At 36.6% G+C, this 19,766-nt stretch carries 21 protein-coding genes; 9 read left to right on the top strand and 12 right to left on the bottom strand.

The genetic code is table 11. From position 1 onward, the window contains the following. Positions 1 to 71: 71 nt before the first annotated feature. On the top strand, positions 72 to 674 hold the full coding sequence (gene wrbA, locus HX124_RS10925) for an NAD(P)H:quinone oxidoreductase (RefSeq protein ID WP_286383134.1): 603 nt from the start codon (positions 72 to 74) through the stop codon (positions 672 to 674). Positions 675 to 741: 67 nt separating this feature from the next. Here the strand turns inward: wrbA and HX124_RS10920 are convergent, their stop codons facing one another. From HX124_RS10920 to HX124_RS10900, 5 genes are all read right to left on the bottom strand, one after another. Next, positions 742 to 1,128, bottom strand: coding sequence for a hypothetical protein (locus HX124_RS10920; protein WP_286383133.1), 387 nt, complete (start codon positions 1,126 to 1,128; stop codon positions 742 to 744). A 292-nt stretch (positions 1,129 to 1,420) separates the two neighbouring features. Next, the gene (locus tag HX124_RS10915) at positions 1,421 to 2,293 is read right to left on the bottom strand and encodes an acyl-CoA thioesterase (RefSeq protein ID WP_286383132.1); all 873 of its coding nucleotides are present in this window, start codon (positions 2,291 to 2,293) and stop codon (positions 1,421 to 1,423) included. 138 nt (positions 2,294 to 2,431) lie between these two features. Further along, a complete protein-coding gene (locus HX124_RS10910; RefSeq protein WP_286383131.1) occupies positions 2,432 to 3,007 on the bottom strand; it encodes a xanthine phosphoribosyltransferase in 576 nt (191 codons plus the stop codon). A gap of 103 nt (positions 3,008 to 3,110) precedes the next feature. Continuing rightward, positions 3,111 to 3,815 (bottom strand): DUF3108 domain-containing protein, encoded by a 705-nt coding sequence (locus HX124_RS10905; RefSeq protein ID WP_286383130.1) that lies wholly within the window; start codon positions 3,813 to 3,815, stop codon positions 3,111 to 3,113. Between the two features lie 142 nt (positions 3,816 to 3,957). Continuing rightward, positions 3,958 to 4,632 carry a hypothetical protein gene (locus tag HX124_RS10900; RefSeq protein WP_107007620.1) on the bottom strand — a complete coding sequence of 225 codons (675 nt, stop codon included), beginning with the start codon at positions 4,630 to 4,632 and terminating at the stop codon, positions 3,958 to 3,960. A gap of 220 nt (positions 4,633 to 4,852) precedes the next feature. Here HX124_RS10900 and HX124_RS10895 point away from each other — a divergent pair, with 220 nt between their 5' ends. Next, on the top strand, positions 4,853 to 5,734 hold the full coding sequence (locus HX124_RS10895; protein WP_286383209.1) for a TonB family protein: 882 nt from the start codon (positions 4,853 to 4,855) through the stop codon (positions 5,732 to 5,734). Between the two features lie 36 nt (positions 5,735 to 5,770). Here the strand turns inward: HX124_RS10895 and HX124_RS10890 are convergent, their stop codons facing one another. The 5 genes from HX124_RS10890 to miaB form a co-directional block, all read right to left on the bottom strand. Beyond that, on the bottom strand, positions 5,771 to 6,031 hold the full coding sequence (locus HX124_RS10890) for an antibiotic biosynthesis monooxygenase family protein (RefSeq protein WP_286383208.1): 261 nt from the start codon (positions 6,029 to 6,031) through the stop codon (positions 5,771 to 5,773). A 36-nt stretch (positions 6,032 to 6,067) separates the two neighbouring features. Continuing rightward, a complete protein-coding gene (locus HX124_RS10885; protein WP_286383129.1) occupies positions 6,068 to 7,177 on the bottom strand; it encodes a mechanosensitive ion channel family protein in 1,110 nt (369 codons plus the stop codon). Between the two features lie 178 nt (positions 7,178 to 7,355). Continuing rightward, on the bottom strand, positions 7,356 to 7,841 hold the full coding sequence (gene ybeY / locus HX124_RS10880) for an rRNA maturation RNase YbeY (RefSeq protein ID WP_107007623.1): 486 nt from the start codon (positions 7,839 to 7,841) through the stop codon (positions 7,356 to 7,358). Between the two features lie 33 nt (positions 7,842 to 7,874). Continuing rightward, complete coding sequence (locus tag HX124_RS10875) at positions 7,875 to 8,951, bottom strand: PhoH family protein (RefSeq protein WP_286377582.1); 1,077 nt, start codon at positions 8,949 to 8,951, stop codon at positions 7,875 to 7,877. A 38-nt stretch (positions 8,952 to 8,989) separates the two neighbouring features. Further along, a complete protein-coding gene (gene miaB, locus HX124_RS10870) occupies positions 8,990 to 10,444 on the bottom strand; it encodes a tRNA (N6-isopentenyl adenosine(37)-C2)-methylthiotransferase MiaB (RefSeq protein ID WP_107007625.1) in 1,455 nt (484 codons plus the stop codon). A gap of 266 nt (positions 10,445 to 10,710) precedes the next feature. Here miaB and HX124_RS10865 point away from each other — a divergent pair, with 266 nt between their 5' ends. The 4 genes from HX124_RS10865 (at position 10,711) to HX124_RS10850 (ending at position 15,132) form a co-directional block, all read left to right on the top strand. Then, positions 10,711 to 12,699: a lytic transglycosylase domain-containing protein gene (locus tag HX124_RS10865; RefSeq protein ID WP_373431872.1), complete on the top strand. Its 1,989-nt coding sequence runs from the start codon at positions 10,711 to 10,713 to the stop codon at positions 12,697 to 12,699. 93 nt (positions 12,700 to 12,792) lie between these two features. Continuing rightward, on the top strand, positions 12,793 to 13,407 hold the full coding sequence (locus HX124_RS10860) for a ribonuclease T2 family protein (RefSeq protein ID WP_286383207.1): 615 nt from the start codon (positions 12,793 to 12,795) through the stop codon (positions 13,405 to 13,407). A 169-nt stretch (positions 13,408 to 13,576) separates the two neighbouring features. Further along, positions 13,577 to 14,563, top strand: a complete 987-nt coding sequence (locus HX124_RS10855) for a malate dehydrogenase (protein WP_107007628.1) — start codon at positions 13,577 to 13,579, stop codon at positions 14,561 to 14,563. A gap of 311 nt (positions 14,564 to 14,874) precedes the next feature. Then, positions 14,875 to 15,132, top strand: a complete 258-nt coding sequence (locus HX124_RS10850) for a DUF2789 family protein (protein ID WP_107007629.1) — start codon at positions 14,875 to 14,877, stop codon at positions 15,130 to 15,132. Between the two features lie 74 nt (positions 15,133 to 15,206). Here the strand turns inward: HX124_RS10850 and HX124_RS10845 are convergent, their stop codons facing one another. Then, positions 15,207 to 15,734: a hypothetical protein gene (locus HX124_RS10845; RefSeq protein ID WP_286383128.1), complete on the bottom strand. Its 528-nt coding sequence runs from the start codon at positions 15,732 to 15,734 to the stop codon at positions 15,207 to 15,209. An 89-nt stretch (positions 15,735 to 15,823) separates the two neighbouring features. After that, entirely contained in the window at positions 15,824 to 16,426 is a 603-nt protein-coding gene (locus HX124_RS10840) for a 2OG-Fe(II) oxygenase (RefSeq protein WP_286383127.1), read from the bottom strand. Between the two features lie 114 nt (positions 16,427 to 16,540). On the opposite strand from HX124_RS10840, the gene HX124_RS10835 reads away from it, so the two are divergent. From HX124_RS10835 to HX124_RS10825, 3 genes are all read left to right on the top strand, one after another. Further along, positions 16,541 to 17,398 (top strand): 23S rRNA (adenine(2030)-N(6))-methyltransferase RlmJ, encoded by an 858-nt coding sequence (locus HX124_RS10835; RefSeq protein WP_107007632.1) that lies wholly within the window; start codon positions 16,541 to 16,543, stop codon positions 17,396 to 17,398. A gap of 160 nt (positions 17,399 to 17,558) precedes the next feature. Next, positions 17,559 to 18,383 carry a CDP-diacylglycerol--serine O-phosphatidyltransferase gene (pssA, locus tag HX124_RS10830; RefSeq protein ID WP_107007633.1) on the top strand — a complete coding sequence of 275 codons (825 nt, stop codon included), beginning with the start codon at positions 17,559 to 17,561 and terminating at the stop codon, positions 18,381 to 18,383. 43 nt (positions 18,384 to 18,426) lie between these two features. Beyond that, positions 18,427 to 19,512, top strand: coding sequence for a DUF6670 family protein (locus HX124_RS10825; RefSeq protein ID WP_286383126.1), 1,086 nt, complete (start codon positions 18,427 to 18,429; stop codon positions 19,510 to 19,512). Positions 19,513 to 19,766 lie beyond the last annotated feature (254 nt).

The following is a 19,766-nucleotide window of genomic DNA, read 5'->3' as shown; positions in this document are numbered from 1 at the left end:
ATTTGGTTTTACTGTTACAGCTTAACCAAAAAAGAATAAAAATACCGTATAGTTTTCTTTTACTTTTGAATATGAAAAATATGCAACCCTATGTTTTAGTTTTATATTACAGCAAATATGGTTCCACCAAAGAAATGGCACATTTGATTGCGAATGGTGTTGAATTAGCAGGTATTGCTGTAAAAATCCGTACTGTTCCTCATCTTTCGACAGTGGTTAAAGAAGCTGAAGCGAGTATTCCTGAAGAAGGTGATATTTATTGTAGTTTGGATGACTTACAAAATTGTTCAGGTCTGGCATTAGGTTCACCCACTCGTTTTGGCAATATGGCATCTGAAATGAAATATTTTTGGGATCAAACCACAAGTCTTTGGTTAAATGGCGCATTACATAATAAACCCGCTTGCGTATTTACCAGTTCAGGCTCCATGCATGGTGGGCAAGAAAGTACATTGTTGAGTATGTTACCGCCTTTGTTCCATCATGGCATGATGATTTTGGGGTTAACCAATGCAGAACCTGCATTGTCCAATACCAAAACAGGCGGTACACCATATGGTGCAAGTCATGTGAGTGGTCCACGTCATGATTTGAGTCTTAGTCAAGATGAGAAACTGCTGTGTGAAGCACAAGGAAAACGTTTAGGTGAAGTCGTTAAAAAGATGTCTAGTTAATCAATGAAAAGAAGCAAAAAGGCTGAATGAATTCAGCCTTTTGATATGAGTTTAAGTGAAAATTATTTTAAGGAGCAGCATCAACTTCAGGATTTTTAACATTAAAACGGTGTTTGCATTTTTTACATTGGTAGTCTAAATAAATATTTTGATCAACGACAACACCCGCTTTTTTACCAAAACGATGACCTAAAAACCCCCCTGTGATGCCAACACTGATAGCGCCAACAAAAGTACCAATTGTTCCACCCATAATGACACCTAAAGGACCAGCAACTGTTCCAATCGCAGCACCAATAGATGCACCTGAAGCAGCGCCACCGACTGTACCTGCGGCTGCACCTGCTGAGCTGAGTAGTACGCCACCTGCTTTTTGCAGTAATTGTTCATGATTTCTTTTTGCAACTTCAGTTGAAGCACATTTTGGGCAGCTTATTACAATTTCATCAGTCATTGATTGGTACTCATATCGGACAATGTCCATTTGCCTGTGTCATATTATGCTTGAGCAGTAATTTATTTTTACATCAAACAGAAATAAGTATTTCAATCTGATGACATGCTGATTGTAACTGAATCAAAATCGCAATATTTATAATTCATGTAACAATTAAAAATAATTTCTTAAGCTTTTTCATGGGTTAAATAAATCTTTCCTACATTGATTTAATTAAATAGATCGACTGAGTTTTTTTCATCAGGAATTTGTTTCCAGTAGGCTTTGGAATAATCATAATTTTTTGATACTAGCTCGTTGGTTTTTTACGTTGGCGCATTAAACTTTCTTGACTGACACTACAAACTAGCTTGCCATTTTGCCACATCTCACCAAAATTTAAACCACGTGCTTGACTAGAGCGAGTTGCATACATGTCATAAAGTAGCCATTCATCTACTCGAAAGTGATGATGAAAATGCATAGTATGATCTAAACTGGCACTCTGAACACCGCCATTGGCATAACTTACTCCATGCGGACGCAGGGAAGTGGTGAGTAAATTATAATCGGAATAATAAGCTGCAATGGCTTGATGCATGGCAATACTATCTAATTTACCTTCAATTTTGTCAAAACTTTTAAAGTATTCAGCATATTGGGTCTTTTGTTTTTGCGGTCGAAAGGGGTTAGAAAATTCAACAGGATGGATCAAGATATTAAATTGTTGCATGAAAATATCACGATATTTAGATGGAACATCTTCAAGTATGCTAAGTTTATGCTCTTGCTCAGGAAGTAAACTTTCAGGATGAGGATAATCAGGCGGGTCAATTTGATAGTCTAAGCCTTGTTCAGGTTGAACAAATGAAACCATTGCTGAAAATATAACTTCGCCATCTTGTAAGGCATGAACTTGGCGAGCTGAAAAACTCGAACCATCTCGTAAATTTTCAACTTTAAATAAAATAGGAAGATCAGTCCGTCCACTACGAATAAAATAAGCATGTAAAGAATGGGCAGGGCGGTCTGTGGTTTTAGATGCGGAAATCAAAGCTTGTGCTAAAATTTGCCCACCAAATAAATGAGAACCAAAGAGTTGATTGGTTTGACCTTGGAAAAGATATTGATCTATTTGTTGTACATTGAGCAGATCAAGCAATTCTTGCGTAAGTAAACGCATCTTTATTTTCGCCTAACTTTTTATATTTGAAGGCTAATATAGTGTAGTCAATCATAAAAATGAATGGGAAAAGTGCTTATTCTAGGTTTTAAAAAGATAAAAAAGAGCGCTTAAAGCGCTCAATTTTAAAAGGATAAATCACTCTTTTACAAAAGTAACTGTACCATTTGTTAAAGATTTAACACGTGCTAAAGATTCAACACGGTAACCTTTATCAAGTAATAATTGACGACCAGGTTGGAATGATTTTTCAATCACGATGCCAATACCCACAACTTCAGCATTTGCTTGGTGAATAAGATCAGCAAGACCTAAAGCTGCTTGACCATTTGCTAAGAAATCATCAATCACTAATGCTTTATCATCAGCATTAATATGCTTTTTAGAAATCGCAATTGTGCTTTCAACTTGTTTTGTGAAAGAGAAAACTTTTGAACGGTATAAATCATCTTTTAAAGTTAAAGATTGATATTTACGTGCAAAAATAACAGGAACACCAAGTTCAAGTCCTGCCATCACGGCTGGAGCAATACCAGATGCTTCAATCGTAATGATTTTTGTGATGCCTGCATCTTTAAAAAGACGCGCAAATTCCTGACCAATTTGTTGCATCATTACAGGGTCAATTTGATGGTTTAGGAAAGAATCGACTTTCAGAACTTGATCAGATAGAACGATACCTTCAGCCAAGATTTTCTGTTCTAGTGCGTGCACGGGAAGAATCCTCTAAGGGCAAGGTGCTTTTTCAAGCAAAGGCGTATTGTAAAAAGCACCTAGAAAAATGCAAGCTCAATTTTAATAAAAGTGGAAAAATTGATTAATTTTTATACCCTGTAAGTGAAAGGCTATAAGAAGTCTTTCCATCTTGGTGTGACATTTTAACTGGGAGATAGTCAAGTTTTGGTGCTAACCAGAAAATAGATTGTTTTGCACTATTGTCATGCGTTAATACAACTTTGACCGTATCAAAGGTGCCATAAGCTGTTTTGACCGATTCATTGCCTTGTTTAACAAAATGACGTGTGTCCAAGCCTTTAGCATCTGCAATTAAATAACTCGATTTTAAGCCAGCGCCTTTCAAATCTTCACGTACTTGTAATTCGGCATTAAGCTCATCCAATGCACCTGTTTTCCATGCAAAAGAACGTGCTTTGTCACTTTTATTGGTGTTGATGGTTTTTGTATTTGGATTAAATTTAATGCTCATGGTGTCATTGTGCACTAAAATTTTACTGGTACGGCTAAAGCTATTTGACTGAATTTGACCATTGCTCAAGGTAAAATTACTGCTCTCTGTTGCTGATGCAATCGCTGCTGCTTTGGCTGCAAAGACATAGTTCCAGTTATTACCGTTTTTACTTAAAGTGCGTGTTGCAGACCCCATATTTTTACCATTATAAGAAAACTGGTACGTTGCTTGAAATGGGCTCATGGCAAGAGCATTGCTTGAAAAACCAGTAAGTAACAATGCAGTGCTAAGACCTGTAGCGATACTCAGTGTTTTAATAAATTTAGCTGCCATAAGGAATGTCCTATGCAATTTATGCGATTGAGCTATTATGCTATTTAATTAAGTAGAAAAATTAAAGTTTTCAGCCAATTGTGTGAAATTGTGTATTCATTTTGCAGAAATCAGTTTAAAAGTTTTGATTTTAAACAGGACTTTAATGCTCTTTTTGTTGAATTGGCGTCACTTCACTGTCGATGACATCATCTTCATCCCAATCGTCATGATCAACTTTGCTAAATAATGCCATTAAATTAACATTACCGATGACAACCAATTCAGTTTCACGTAATTCAGCATGATTAATATGAACTTTATTTAAAGTATCCATAATCGATTTTTTATCGCCTAACCAACGATTTAAATCTAAATGTAATAATTCATCTTTGACTGTTAAAACATCAAATTTTTCTAAAATCATGCCTAAAGGGTCTTTCTTTAAAACTTTTTGATAGAAAAATAATGCAGCATTAACCCCAAATTTATAAAAAACATTTGGATATGTGGCTTCAATCAATTCAGTATTGCTAATTTGTTCAAAGACAATGAGTTGCATGTCTTTGTTAAATTCCATTTGAATGAGTTTTAGATCTACACCAAGCACTAAGTGCATACCTTTTACATTTAGAGTGGCATATAAACGTAACCAGTCATCATGTAAATCGGCATGTAAGTCTTCCAATATTTCAACATTTTCAGTGACAAAGCGTTGAAATGTTGCATTTAGAAAAACTTGAGAAATCGGAAATTCCCGTTCTTCCTCAATAAAATCTCCCGCTTTTTGATAAATACGCTGAATACGTTGAGCAATCTTAGAAAGTAGCGAAGGCATAGTTTTAAGTTCCAAATCAGCTTCATTTTATTTGGTGGATCTTGTCGATTTGTTTAAAATTTCCAAGCTTTCATCTTGCAGTTTAGCAAATTTAGATGCACCATTTTAACGTTTTATTCTAATGATACATTTTCTATTAAAAGCAGCACTGAACAGTATTAAAAGTGTAATGCTAAATGGTTTACTTCTTGATTCAGTTGGGGAATGGCGGTTACATGTCATGTTAAAAAAAATGAAAACTTCATCCAAGGCTTTTTTACCTTGGTGGGACGATAATGTCTTTTTAGGTGCAGTGGTTGCTGCGATTGCTTTACATTTAGTGTTTATTTCTTTGCAGTTCGCGCAGCCAACGGAACACAATAGCCAAAGTAAAGAAATTGCTGTTAGCTTGCGCCCAAGTTATGATGAAGTAAAAGAGGCTGATTTTTTAGCACAAGAAGACCAACAAGGATCTGGTGTTTTTCGTGAAAAGCATCGTATGTCTAGTGAAATGCCCGCACAAGCACAAGATTTAAGTGCAGGAGAGCAACAATTAGAAGCATTAGAAAAAATACAGCAACAACGTGAATTAAAGTTTGAAGAAAAAGTTCTCATGACGGTTTTGAGTTGGCAGAAACAAACTGAACAATCCGAGCGTAAAAAAGCGATGGATGCTTTACAAAGTCAGTTTCAAGCCAAAGCTGCAATGGTGGCAAGCTTAGAAGCACAGTATTTACAAAAACAGCAAAATTTTAGTAAACAGCAAAAGATTAAAACGGTTGATGGTATTCAGGCAAAAAAAGATGCATCAGCAGGTTATTTAGAAAAATTTAGGACAAAAGTGGAGTTGTATGGCAACCGTTATTATCCTGATGAGGCAAAACAACAACGCCTTTCGGGTGAAGTTCGTTTAATGGTGATTTTAAATGCTTCTGGTGGTATTCGTGCCATTCGTTTGATTGAAAGTTCGGGACATCCAGTGTTAGATGAAGCAGCAAAAAACTCAGTGCGTAAAGGTGCGCCATTTGGAAATTTTGATGCCAGTATGAAAGATATTTCTGAGCTGAGAATTATACGAACTTGGCGTTTTGATCCTGCTGAATCTGAGTTTGAAGTACATTAAGATAATGAAAAATAAAGATTAATATGATTGATTTTCTCATGATGTATAAGTTCGTTGGATCTCACAAACTTCTACACTAAAGTGTGTATACCATTTTATTTTACCTCTATTTTGGGCAACTTGATGTTCTGCATCTTGTTGCCATAAATGAATATCTTCAAGTGAATTCCAATAAGATAAAGCGATTTCAAGATTATTTTCAGACAGTGCTTCAAATTTTTGACAATTAAATTGAGTTAAAGCTTTTTCTCGAAGCAAATTTGCAGTATTAAAATATTCTTCATCTAAATCTTTGATTTTAGCTTTATAAAATCACAACAAATTTCATGTATTTTACTCGTGTTTATTTTGCTTTGAAACAGGTTGAGGTAGTAATTGCAGATGTGGATAGGGCACTTCAATTTTGGCATCTTGTAGGGCTTCTTTGACGTGTTCTAGTAACTTTTCTTGAATACGAGGTAAGCGCTCCATTTGATAGGGTTCAAGCCAATAACGCACAATCAGCACGATCCCTGATTCTGCAAACTCACGCACATCAACACTCGGTGCAGGGGTTTTTAAATATTCATCTTCTTGGTCTAAACGCATTAAAATAGCTTGACGTGCTTTTTCAATATCTTCATGGAGTGAAATACGGCAATAACTTTCAAAACGCATTCTTTCATGTGCGGTTAAATTGGTGACTTCTGCATTCGCAACGGTTGAGTTTGGAATAATAATCAATAAATTATCACGGTTACGAATATGGGTCGTTCTGAGTAAAATTTGCGTAATTTTTCCTTCAAATTTATTAATACGCACCCAGTCGCCAATATGAAAAGGGCGTTCTATTAAAATTGTAATACCCGCAATAAAATTAGACAATGTGGACTGAGCGGCGAAACTCACTGCAATCCCGACAATCCCAAGACCTGCCATAATCGAAATAATATTAAAGCCAAACTGTGCCATGATGGCTGCGATGCCAAAAATGACGAGGAGCACAGAAATAATGTTACGTAACAGTTGTTTTAACGAATCATCAATATAAAAACGATCTAAGAAACGCATAGTGAGTTTGGTAAATAGCATCCAAATCATATAAAAGATCAAAGAAACAATCGCAGCGCGTGAAACAGCTTGTAAATATTTTTCAGATAAACCAAATTGCGAAAGAATCGTAATGACTGAGGCAAGTAACCAAAAAAAGTGAATGGTATTGTTGATGATGTTTGTAATGATTTGATTAGTATTAAATTTTTTAGATATATAACGAACAAAGACGCGTAAAACCCGACTCAGTAGCCAAAAAAATGCGATTAAGATGACGACAATAAAGAGCTTGCTCAATATTGAAGCTGCAAGGATATCCCAATCTAAATCGTGATTCTCTGGCGCACCCATACTTAAATAGATACTGCGTTTGAGGGCATCTAAAAACTCGTTGAATAGGCGGTCGAACATGATTTAAGTGATGAATTATCTAATATTTTTAGGGGCTTTGACAGTATAGATAAAAGGTGTTTGCGGTGATAGAACTAACTTTTGTAATTTTACCGTATAAGTGTAACGATTTTCTTATTCTAAAATAAAAACAAGATAAGCAATGCTGACATCACTTATCGTGCAAGGAAAATTGATATTAACTTTCTTTGATGGTGTAGGGGTTATCGAAACCTAATTTTGCCAAAATCTCAATTTCTAAAGCTTCCATTTCCTCAGCATCAGCTTCAGAAGTTTCATGATCATAACCCATCAAATGCAAAGTGCCATGCACTAGCATATGTGTGAAATGCTCAATTGGTGTTTTTTCTTGTTCAAGCGCTTCTTGTAAAACCACAGGAATACAAATGACCAAATCACCAATGGGGAATGTATCTAAGATTTGAGCCATTTCATCAGGCAAATCACTTGGGAAAGACAGTACATTAGTCGGTTTGTCTTTGCCACGATATTCTAAATTGAGTTTGTGACTTTCATCGACATCGACGCAGGCAATACCAATTTCACAATCACTTTGCGTGTCAATAAAGCGCAGTGTCGTTTCAACGACTTTTTTTACATAGGCACGTTTGAGCACCAATTCAGATGCTTCAAACGCTTGTTGTAACGATAAACTAAGTTTCAAAATGAATCCTTAACCTTAACCATGTATAACGCTTTAGTCCTGTGCATCTGCCTTGAGATCATTATCTGCGATCAGGGCTTGTTGTAGCGCTTTACGCTCAGCACGTGCAGCAGAACTTAGACGTTGTTGTTCACCTTCCCATCCTTCATAAGCTTCAACAATTTTTTGAACCAATTGATGACGGACAACATCACGAGAATGGAAACGTGTGATATGAATTTCTTTGACATTTTCAAGTACACGCAGTGCATGTGCAAGACCTGATTGTTGACCGCGTGGTAAGTCAACTTGGGTAATATCTCCCGTAATGACAGCCCGTGAGCCAAAACCTAAACGCGTTAAAAACATTTTCATTTGTTCAGGTGTGGTATTTTGTGCTTCATCCAAAATAACAAAAGAATGATTTAAAGTACGACCACGCATATAGGCGAGAGGAGCAACTTCAATCACTTGACGCTCAATGAGTTTTGCGACTTTTTCAAAGCCAAGCATTTCATACAAGGCATCGTAAAGTGGGCGTAAGTAGGGATCAATTTTTTGCGTCAAATCGCCGGGTAAAAAACCAAGTTTTTCACCTGCCTCCACAGCAGGGCGGACGAGCAAAATTCTTTGAATTTCGTTACGTTCAAGCATGTCAACTGCGGCAGCAACAGCAAGATACGTTTTACCTGTACCCGCAGGACCTATGCCGAAAGAAATGTCACTTTGTAAAATACGTTGAACATAACGTTTTTGATTTGTTCCACGTGGATTAATACGACCTTTAGGTGTTTGCAACCAAATGGCTTCAAGCCCTGTATGTTCGTTATCTGATAAATCGGCTTGTAATTCTCGGTCAGTTTGACTGCCTTGAATCATGAGATGTACGGTGTCTGCACTAATTTGAGCAGAAACTTCAGCTTCGTCATATAAACGCTGCAATAAAAGCTCTGCTCTTTCAACAGCATCAAGATTCCCATCGATAAAAAAAGCTTCACTTCGATGGGAGATTTTGACATCTAAACGTTGTTCTATTTGTTTCATATGGCTGTTATAAGCACCAAGCATGCTTTTTAAACGTTCCATAGAAATGCCAGGAAAAGCTACTGTACGTCGAATTTCGGCAGTCAAGTGATATCCTTTTTGTAGTCTTAATGGATATCTCTACATTACGACACGTCAGGCTCAAGATTCAAGAGTTCACCATAAACTAAATTCAAGGTTTTAATTTCTGTGACCTCAATCTCTGCAAAGCGTCCAACCCAATTAGCATCACCAATAAATGTTACTAAACGTGTATTGTCTGCGGTTCCAACCAATAAATTAGGATCTTTATTCGAAACACTTTCAACTAAAACACGTTGGATGGTTCCAAGCATGGCATCAGTTTTTTCAATACTTGATTGTTTAATCCATTGTTGAACTTTGGCTAAACGTTCTTTTTTGACAGACTCTGGTGTTTCATCTGCAAGTTCAGATGCTGGCGTACCCGGACGTTTTGAATAGATAAAGCTATAAGAATGGTCAAAATCTAAATCTTGGATAAATTGATAAGTTTCTGCAAAATTTTCATCAGTTTCACCAGGGAAGCCAATAATAAAGTCTGAAGATAAATGCATATCTGGGCGAACTTTACGTAACTTAGCAATTTTGTCGATATAAACATCAATGGTGTGGTTACGTTTCATTGCTTGTAACACATCATTTGAGCCACTTTGCACAGGTAAGTGTAAATGCGAAACCATTTGTGGCAAGTCACGGTAACATTGAATCAAATCATCATTAAATTCAAGTGGATGTGATGTTGTATAACGTAAACGTCCAATACCCGGAATCTCAGCCACTAAACGAAGTAAATCTGCAAAGGTACAAATTTCACCTTCAAAGGTTTCACCACGGTAACCATTTACGTTTTGACCAAGCAAGGAAATTTCACGAACGCCTTTTTCAGCTAAACCTGCGATTTCAGCCAAAACATCATCCAAAGGACGAGAAACTTCTTCACCACGTGTATATGGTACAACACAGAAAGAGCAGTATTTTGAACAGCCTTCCATGATTGAAACAAAAGCTTTAAAGCCTTCAACACGTGGTTCAGGTAAAAAGTCGAATTTTTCAATATCTGGAAATGAAATATCAACCAGTTTGATTTTATCTTTTTTCGGTTTTTCGACTTGATCATGATGTTGATCAAGCATTTGTGGTAAACGATGCAAGGTTTGTGGACCAAAAACCATATCGACATATGGCGCACGTTTTTGAATGTTATCACCTTCTTGCGAAGCAACACATCCACCGACACCAATCACTAAGTCTGGATTTTGTTCTTTGAGTTTGCGCCAACGACCTAATTCTGAGAACACTTTTTCCTGTGCTTTTTCACGAATTGAGCAGGTATTCATCAGGAGAATATCTGCATCTTTAGGATCAGTAGTCAGTACATAACCATGTGAATCGCCTAATAAGTCTGCCATACGATGACTGTCATACTCATTCATCTGACACCCTTGCGTTTCGATGTACAGTTTTTTCACTGTACCGTCTGCTGGGGTGTGCTGTGGCTGGAGAACAGTGTTTTCTGAGGCAGCTTTGGCACCATTGGGAATGAAGGTTTGAACCGTCATGGAGGCGTTTATCCTATAAAAAGCGAAATATTAAATTGAGTGAACACACTTCATCTCAAGAAAAACAGCGTATTTTACAGTATTTAGCTACAAAGCCATAATAAAAATCTATAGAGTTTATCAATTAAGCTATAAAGTTGAAAAAAGAACAAAAAATGTAGGAAATTAATAACATTGAATCATGAGGTTACATAACAGAACAGTAGAAATAGATTAGAATAATTAAACTATTCGATATTCAGTGCGATGTTGAGAAAAGGCTAAACATGCAAGATGAAATTAACGTGGTGAGAGAAAACGTGTTCAATCAAAAATCAATCAAAAAAAATAAAATAACGACGTGCGTTTTAGGTCTAATGGCATGTGCTGGATTACAAGTCTCGCAGGCAGTTGAAGAGCAATTTAATGATGTGCTTCGTAATGCCAATAACCCTGCGGCTTTGGAACAATATAAATATTCCATGCAAAATGATGCATTGGGTTATTATCCAGAATATTTCTCTTTAAATTCTAATTTAGCATTTCAGCCTCCTGCCAATATTGTGAGTTTTGCGCAGCATTATCCACAGTCTGCTATGGCTGAAAAACTTGCTGCCGATTATGTTGAAGAAAAGGTTAAACAAGCAGATTTTGTAAATGCTCAACCTGTTTTAGCTTATATCAGTAATCCTGACCAAGCTGAAAGTTGTGCAATGGCGCAAGTACGTGCCAAAACAGGTGATTCATTGGTTTTTGCTGAGTTCAAAGATGTATGGTTGGCGACCAACTCACAACCAGAGTCATGTAATGGCTTAGGTCGTTTAATGCTATCTAGCCCATTGATGACAACAGAAGACCGTCAGCAACGCTTATATGCGCAGCTTCGTGCAGGACAGTCAGGGCTTGCAGTGGCTACAGCCCAATCAATCGGGGTAAATTTATCTTTAGCACAGCTCAACCAAATTCAAGCCAACCCACTGAATTATTTATGGTCTGCGCCTAAGGCGAATATTCAAGATTATGCCTATTTGATCTTTGCTTTAGGACGCGCAGCCGACACAGATTTAACCTCAGCTTTGCAGTCTTTACCTCGATTAGCTCAAGATGTACCCGCAGATATACAGAAATATTTATACAGAACTGTAGGTTATATTGGGGGTACTACAGTGATGAAAAATAATTTTAATCGTCAGGTGCTTGAAAGTTTAGATGCTAGTTATGGCGTACCATTTAGTGCCGAAGAAGCAGAGATTTATGCAAGACAAGCTATTCGTTTTGGTGCATGGGAAAGCGTGATTCGTGCAATAGACAGCATGAGTGTGACTCAAAAACAAGAAGATCGTTGGCAATATTGGTTAGCACGTGCTTCAGAACAACGTAATGATCGACAGTCAAAGAAAACAGCCGAAGAAATTTTTAAACATTTGGCAATGGCGGGTGATGATTATCATAATCTCTTAGCTAGAGACCATATCGGACAAAAATATAATGACGGTTTGAGTCAGGAACAACCTTCTTCGAGTGATTTACAACGTCTTAACCAAGATATTCATTTCCGTCGAGCTTTTGCCTTAAAAAATATTAATGCAAGCCCTGCATATACCAATCGTGAATGGAACTGGGCAGTACGCCAAGCTTATTTAAAACAAGATGATGGTTTATTATTGGCAGCCGCACAACGTGCAACCAATATGGGATGGTATGATCGTGCAATTTATGCAGCAGATCGTACAAAGAAAAAGCATAATTATAGTTATCGTTTTGCTACACCCCATCAAGCTTTGGTGGTGAGCCATAGTCGAAATGCAGGCATTGACCCTGCTTGGGCATATGGTTTGATGCGTCAAGAGAGCCGTTTTGTAACTGCGGCGCGTTCCCATGTCGGTGCAGGTGGTTTAATGCAAATTATGCCAAATACTGCAAAACAAGTCGCAAGACAGATGGGAGAAACTTATAATCCAGCAGCGCTGAGCGACCCAAATACCAATATTCGTTATGGCACATATTATTTGTCTATGATTCATGGGCAGTTAAGTAGTAATCCTGTTTTGGCAACCGCAGGGTATAATGCTGGACCAAACCGTGCTAAACGTTGGCAACCAGAAGATCGTCAATTATCCGCAGATCAATATACGGAAGCGATTCCATTGAATGAAACGCGTGATTATGTAAAAAATGTCATGACGAACGCAGTGCATTATGGAATGTTACTTGGGCAAGGACCTCAAGTCATTGAAAGCCGTATGCCAATGGTTCCTATGCGCGCTTTTGAATAAATTGGACGAAGTTGTATTGAACTCACTTGTGTATGTATAGAAGCGATGAAAAACGTAGTATTTTGTATTTTAAGGAAAAAATATATTGTGTGGATGGCAGTCTACATAGGATTTCTTTTATTTACAGTTCAAGTTTATGCTGCGTCTGTTCAGCCACAAGGGTATGTCTTACAAATACAACTTACACCTGCTGTTTGTGCTTTGGATAGCTCTAAACAAAAGCAACGAAAATGCTTAGAGGGCTATTCATTGACAATCTCAGGTTTATTGCCTGAAACGACTCAAAAAGATTGTACAGTTACATCAACAGCAGCACTCAGCCCTCTACAGTCAAAAGTGGTAGCACGCGTCATGCCAGATCCAAATTCACGGACACAATTATGGCAAAGCGTGGGTGGTTGTGTACCAATGAATCCAAGTCAGTACTTTAGAACAATGATTAATTTAGCAGAAAAATTAAAAATACCTGCTGACTTAACCAGTTCAGAAAATAAAACAGTGAATCACCAAAATTTAAAAACACAATTTACGAAACTGAACCCAACTTTGCCAATAAACGGAGTCAGTTTTAGTTGTCAAACCTCTAAATCTAATACAGTTTTGACTGAAATCGAGATATGTTACAAAGTGAATGGACAATATAAACAATGTTCAAATCATATCGTTTCAAATTGTCCAACAAGCTTTTCTATAAAAGGCGCGTATTAAGTTTTTGAAACATCTTATTTATTTTTTCTATCATACTTTTGTTGAAATTCATTCTCTTTTGCATGCATCCGCAACTTTATTGGAGTAGAATGTTTGCCGTTTATGATAATTCGATTAGATGGAATTGATCCATTAATCACATTAACGATCCTCAATTGGAGATAATTACATGAAGCAAGCAGTTCGTGTTGCCGTTACTGGCGCTGCAGGTCAAATCGGTTACAGCTTATTATTCCGTATCGCGAGCGGCGAAATGCTGGGTAAAGACCAACCAGTTATTCTTCAATTATTAGAAATTCCTGTTGAGAAAGCTCAACAAGCGCTTAAAGGCGTAATGATGGAACTAGACGACTGTGCATTCCCATTGTTGGAAGGTATGGTTGGTACTGATGATCCTAAAGTTGCATTTAAAGATGCTGACTATGCATTATTAGTAGGTTCACGTCCACGTGGTCCTGGTATGGAACGTGCTGACTTATTAAAAGTAAATGGTGAAATCTTCATCGGTCAAGGTCAAGCATTGAACGAAGTTGCAAGCCGTGACGTTAAAGTATTAGTTGTAGGTAACCCTGCAAATACTAACGCTTATATCGCAATGAAATCTGCTCCAGATCTTCCAGCGAAAAACTTCACAGCAATGTTACGTCTTGACCACAACCGTGCATTGACTCAACTTGCTCAAAAAGCAGGTGTTGCAGTTTCTGACATCGAAACAATGACAGTTTGGGGTAACCACTCTCCAACAATGTATGCTGACTACCGTTTTGCAACTGTAAACGGCGAAAGCTTAAAAGACAAAATCAACGATGCTGCTTGGAATAAAGACGTATTCCTTCCAACTGTTGGTAAACGTGGTGCTGCGATCATCGAAGCACGTGGTTTGTCTTCTGCTGCTTCTGCTGCAAACGCTGCAATCGACCATATGCGTGACTGGGCGCTTGGTACAAACGGCAAATGGGTAACTATGGGTATTCCTTCAGACGGTTCTTATGGTATTCCTGAAGGCGTAATGTTCGGTTTCCCTGTAACAACTGAAAACGGTGAATACAAAATCGTTCAAGGTTTAGAAATCGATGAATTCAGCCGCGAGCGTATCAATGTTACATTGAACGAACTTGAAGAAGAGCGCGCAGCAGTTGCTGACATGCTTAAATAATTTAATCTTTTCGATTGAATTGAAGAAGCACTCCACTTAGGAGTGCTTTTTTTATAGCACTATAAATATCCATCATTTAGAAATATAAACAGAGATATAAAGTGTTAGGGGTGATTTAAATAAGTGACTTAAATGAATTATTGAATTAATTATCACAATATTAAAATAAAATGTGATGATTTTATCTAAATCGTTGATTTTTTAAACACAAATTGAAACAACATTACAGATAAATGGGCTATCTTTTCGTATGCTATTCTTATAAGTTAATTACATAACAAATGACAATTAAATTTATATAAGGAGGCATTATGCTCAGGACGAACAAACCATCCTTAGAATTACTGTTTGCACAACTTGGACTAGCAAATAGCCCAGCAGCGATCGAACTTTATGTTCGTACTCATCAACTTTCAGCAGATCAAAATTTACATGACGCGCCATTTTGGAATAAATCGCAACGAGATTTTTTAATTAGCCATTTAGTACAAGATGATGATTGGGCATTATGGATTGATGAGCTAAATCAGCAATTACATATGGATGCATATAAATTACAAACAGCTTAATTTTTGACAATTTCCCCCAGAGCAACAAAGAAAAGATGGCTATTTAGTCATCTTTTCTTTGTATTGATCAATGATTAATGCAATTTATTTTGAATGATGTCTGTAAACCAGTCCGTTTTGCGTACAGGGTGAAAAGCAGGATGTTCTTGAAGTAATTCCAAGTCAAACTCTGCTGTTTTTAGATATTTTTTTAACCAGTGGCGTGTTAATGCAAGATCATTTTTACTGATAGAGGCATAAGCCAACATGAAGTAAATATCACCATTTTCATATTGCGTCATTGATTTTAAAATTTGTTGTGTAATTAAAGCATAACGAGGTTCTTTACTGATCTCGAAATAGATCATATAGGCTTTGGCTAAATGCAAAGACAATTTGACATAAAGCGGTAGTGGCATTTCTTCATATTCAACCCGTGCTGTTTCAAAGAGCACAATTGCTTCCTGAAGAAAATGAGCCTGTTCCTGTTTTGAATTGCTTTGTACAACAAGCTGCAAGCGCAAATCACCACGTTCAAGTGCAAGTTCAGGCGTGTTTTCTTGCAAATACAATTGATCTGTCTCACCAATGCGTGCAATGATTTGTTTTGTATTTTCAGACATGCGCCTTCATCCTCATTTCAATGCTGATATATATGAGGATGAAAAGATGAATTTAAAGTTAGCGTTCTAAAATAGGCGGTAAAATAAATTTATAGTCGTAATTGGTCGCTACGCAGCCAAGCAGTAATAGAAAGACGTTGATGTTTGGCTTTGATTACTTCGTGTAATAAGTCACTTTGGAATATCGCAATACGATTTGGCTGAGGTTGAATAATATGCCAGTGATTGTTTTTATCTTGTAAATGTAATTGACCGCCCCAGTCATCTTGCCATTCAGCATGTAAATAATAGACCGTTGAAATCATACGTCCATTTTTACCTTGAGGATTATCTCGATGTAGGGCATAAAACTCACCTGCGTTATAACAGGCAAAGTGTGCTTCTATATCATTAATTCCTAAATAAAAAGCACGATTTAAATTTTGTGAAAGTTGTTTGAGAGATTCAATATGATGTTGTGCAATATTTAAATCTTCATTGATCCATAAAATATGATCACTTCGAATTTGATTCATGACACCATTTTGAATGGCAGCTTGACGAAATTGAGTCAGATGAGATGTACATTCTTCTGTTAAAGCATGAATATATTCAGGAGGATAAACATCATCAATAATAGCAAAACCGTGTTGATCTAAATCATCAAGAATTTGATCAACATTCCAAGACTTTGGGAGAAATATAACTTCCATAAATATCCAAAAAAGTTAAATAAAAAAGAGATGCTATCTTAGAACAAACGATGGACGATGAAGAATTTTTTTTTCGTGCTAAAATGTCGGTTGAACACAGGAATTAATCGAAACATGAATTATCGTCACCATTTCCATGCAGGCAATTTTGCTGATGTCATGAAACACGTGTTATTGCTTCAACTTTTAGCACGTTTAAATGCTAAAGATAAACCTTACCGCTATATTGATACGCATGGCGGCGCAGGTAAATATGATTTATCTACTTCTGAAGCGCAAAAGTCAGGTGAGTTTCTGACGGGAATTCATCGTCTAGTTAAACTTGATGACTCAATTACACGCAATGCACCCGAGGGTGTAAAACAATATCTTAAAGTGGTTCAAGATATGCGTGCAGCTTCAGGTAAAGGTGCATATCCGGGTTCGCCATGGTTTGCACTTGAAGGCATGCGTGAAACTGATAAAGCAACCATTTTTGAAATGCAACGTGATGTATTTCAACAGCTTTATTATAATATTCGTGACAAACGTGCAGGTTTACATGAGCGTGATGCTTACGAAGGTTTACTTGGTGTAATTCCACCGAAAGAAAAACGTGGTTTGGTGATGATCGACCCACCTTATGAAGTAGAACGTAAGGATTTTCCACAATTAGTTGAATTGATCGTAGCTGCTTATAAAAAATGGCCAACAGGTGTCTTTGCAGTTTGGTATCCAATTAAAGACCGTGCCATGATTGAACGTTTTGAAAAGAAAATGTTTAAAACAGGTATTCGTCGTCAGTTGGTCTGTGAAGTCTGTGTGTGGCCTGATGATACGCCAGTGGGTTTAAATGGCTGTGGTTTATTGGTGATTAATCCACCTTGGAAATTCTCTGAAGATGCAGACGAAGCATTACAATGGTTATTCCCACATTTACGCATGAGTGAAAATGGTGGGCATGCTGCGGTGCGCTGGTTGGTTGGTGAATAATTCACCCGAGGTGATATTCTGAGTACAATCAATGATGTGAATTACAAAAATTAGACGAAATAATTTAGCTAATTCACATCAATTTCACTTAGAAATACAAGTCGTAAATACTTTAGGTGAAATATCACAGCTTCTTAGAGGCTATAGATAGGATTCGAAAATGACAAATATAAATAAACCAGAAAGCCAGAGTTCTACTCAAGATCATGGTTTTGATGGTATTACTTTTGAAGTAGAAGAAGAAGAACATACACATGAAGGGCAAAAGGTGAAACGTCGTGGAATCTACCTGTGGCCTAACTTAATTACTACGGCTGCATTATTGTCTGGATTTTACTCTATTATTGCCAGTATGAATGGGGATTTTAATCAAGCCATTTATGCGATTTTTCTTGCTGCATTATTAGATGGTTTAGATGGTCGTGTTGCTCGTGCAATTGGTGCGCAAAGTGCTTTTGGTGAACAATACGATTCATTATCCGACTTATTGGCATTTGGTGTTGCTCCTGCAATTTTAATGTATAGCTGGAGTTTGAACGATTTAGGTCGGATCGGCTTAGCGGCATGTTTTGTCTATACCGCTTGTGCTGCTTTTCGCTTAGCACGTTTTAATGTTCAAATCGGTGTGGTGGATAAGCGTTATTTTATTGGTGTCGCAAGTCCTTTAGCAGCTGTAATGATTATTTCACTGGTTTGGGTAGGACGAGACTTTCCTTATATCTTTGATTTAAAAGATGTCGCAATACAAACGATTAATGCAGTGATTATTATCTGCGTTGGTTTATTAATGATTTCTAATATTAAATATTATTCATTTAAAACTGTAGATCGTAAGCGTGTTCCATTCTTTGTTTTACCTATCGCAGTTTTCATTTTTGCAGCAATTACTTACAACATTCCTGTAGGTATTTTGATCATTTCAATTATCTATGCACTTTCAGGTTTTGTAACAACATTTTTAGCGAGAAAAAATACAGCGCTTTAAATGCTCGTTAAAATGAGAGCTATTAAAACATAAGGAGCTTGATATGCGGCTATTTCAGGATTTCTTAGATCAGTCTAAACAGTTAAATCAAGCTCAGCAAAAAATTCAGCTTTGCTATCATCCACCTAAAGATAAATATAAAATTATTCATCAAAAATTGGTGTTGGTAAACTTACCAGCACCTTTACATTATTTTAATTTTTTCAGTTTGATTGGACAGCCAAATAATGCAGCATTGTGTAATACAGCACTCATTCAAGATACAGCTTTAGATACAGCAACAGTATTGGCAAGCACAAGTCCACACATGGTAGGACAATTAAATACCTATTCAATTAAAAAACAATGCCAGTTTAAATTGACAGAAAATAAAGAAACACTTTTTAACTTTAATCAAAAAGAACAATTAACAGGGCAACTTCCTAAATTTCATTTATATCGTCAAGATGACGAATTAAGCTTTGATTTACACATTGAAACTACGCCACTCATTTCACATTTTATTCATTTAAAATTTGGATTTGCTGAGCATTGGTCATTGCTTGCTCAATGTAAAGGTTCAATACAATATAAAAACCAGAAGTTTGAAATAGAGCAAATGGGCGCATTTGAATATGCACGTTTAGTGAATTTTCCATATTTACCTTATGCACTCTATGTCTATCAGTTGATTCAATTGGACGATGAACGCCAATTAATTTTGTTACATAGTCGAGATCAACTCAATAATATTCTCTACTCAAGGCTTTATTTACGAGATCTAAAACAACAACAAGTAAAAATGTGGGATCGAAATCTTTACTTTAATATTCATCGTGTTTTTCCAAAAGTCAAAACTGTAAACCAGCAAGAAATGTATCTACCACGTGAATTTGAATGGAAATATGCTGATCAAGAAATACAAATAAATATACAAGCACAAAGTCGAGGAGATTATAAATTTGGTTTAGGCGCAGGTTATGTGGGGAGCTTTAGTTTTCAAATTACACTCAATGATGAACAGATTGATGGTGAAAATGGTTATTGCGAATATATCGATTGTCGACCTTTGAAATGGCAAGAAATAGATAAAGACCATCAAATATTAGAAAAATCACAAAACTCTGTGCCAATAATGCTTAAAAAATAGCAAAAAACTTCAATTTTGAAGAATAAATAAGCAGTCATGCATAAAAAAATAAAAAAACCATAAAAAGGGGTTGCGTCTCATATGAAATGCTGTAGAATGCACATCCATCGGCGGTGATGAAGATTAAAACTTCTGATAAAACAATGACTTGGTTGAATTGATTAAGTTGGGTTTTATAAGGAAGGGTTAAAAATAATTTTCATTATTAGTTGACTTTCTAGAGATAGAGAGTAATATAGCCGACCTAGCTTGCT

This window comes from Acinetobacter sp. 226-1 (assembly GCF_030329325.1).
Classification (GTDB): domain Bacteria; phylum Pseudomonadota; class Gammaproteobacteria; order Pseudomonadales; family Moraxellaceae; genus Acinetobacter; species Acinetobacter sichuanensis.
This window is presented reverse-complemented; position numbering and strand designations above follow the sequence as displayed.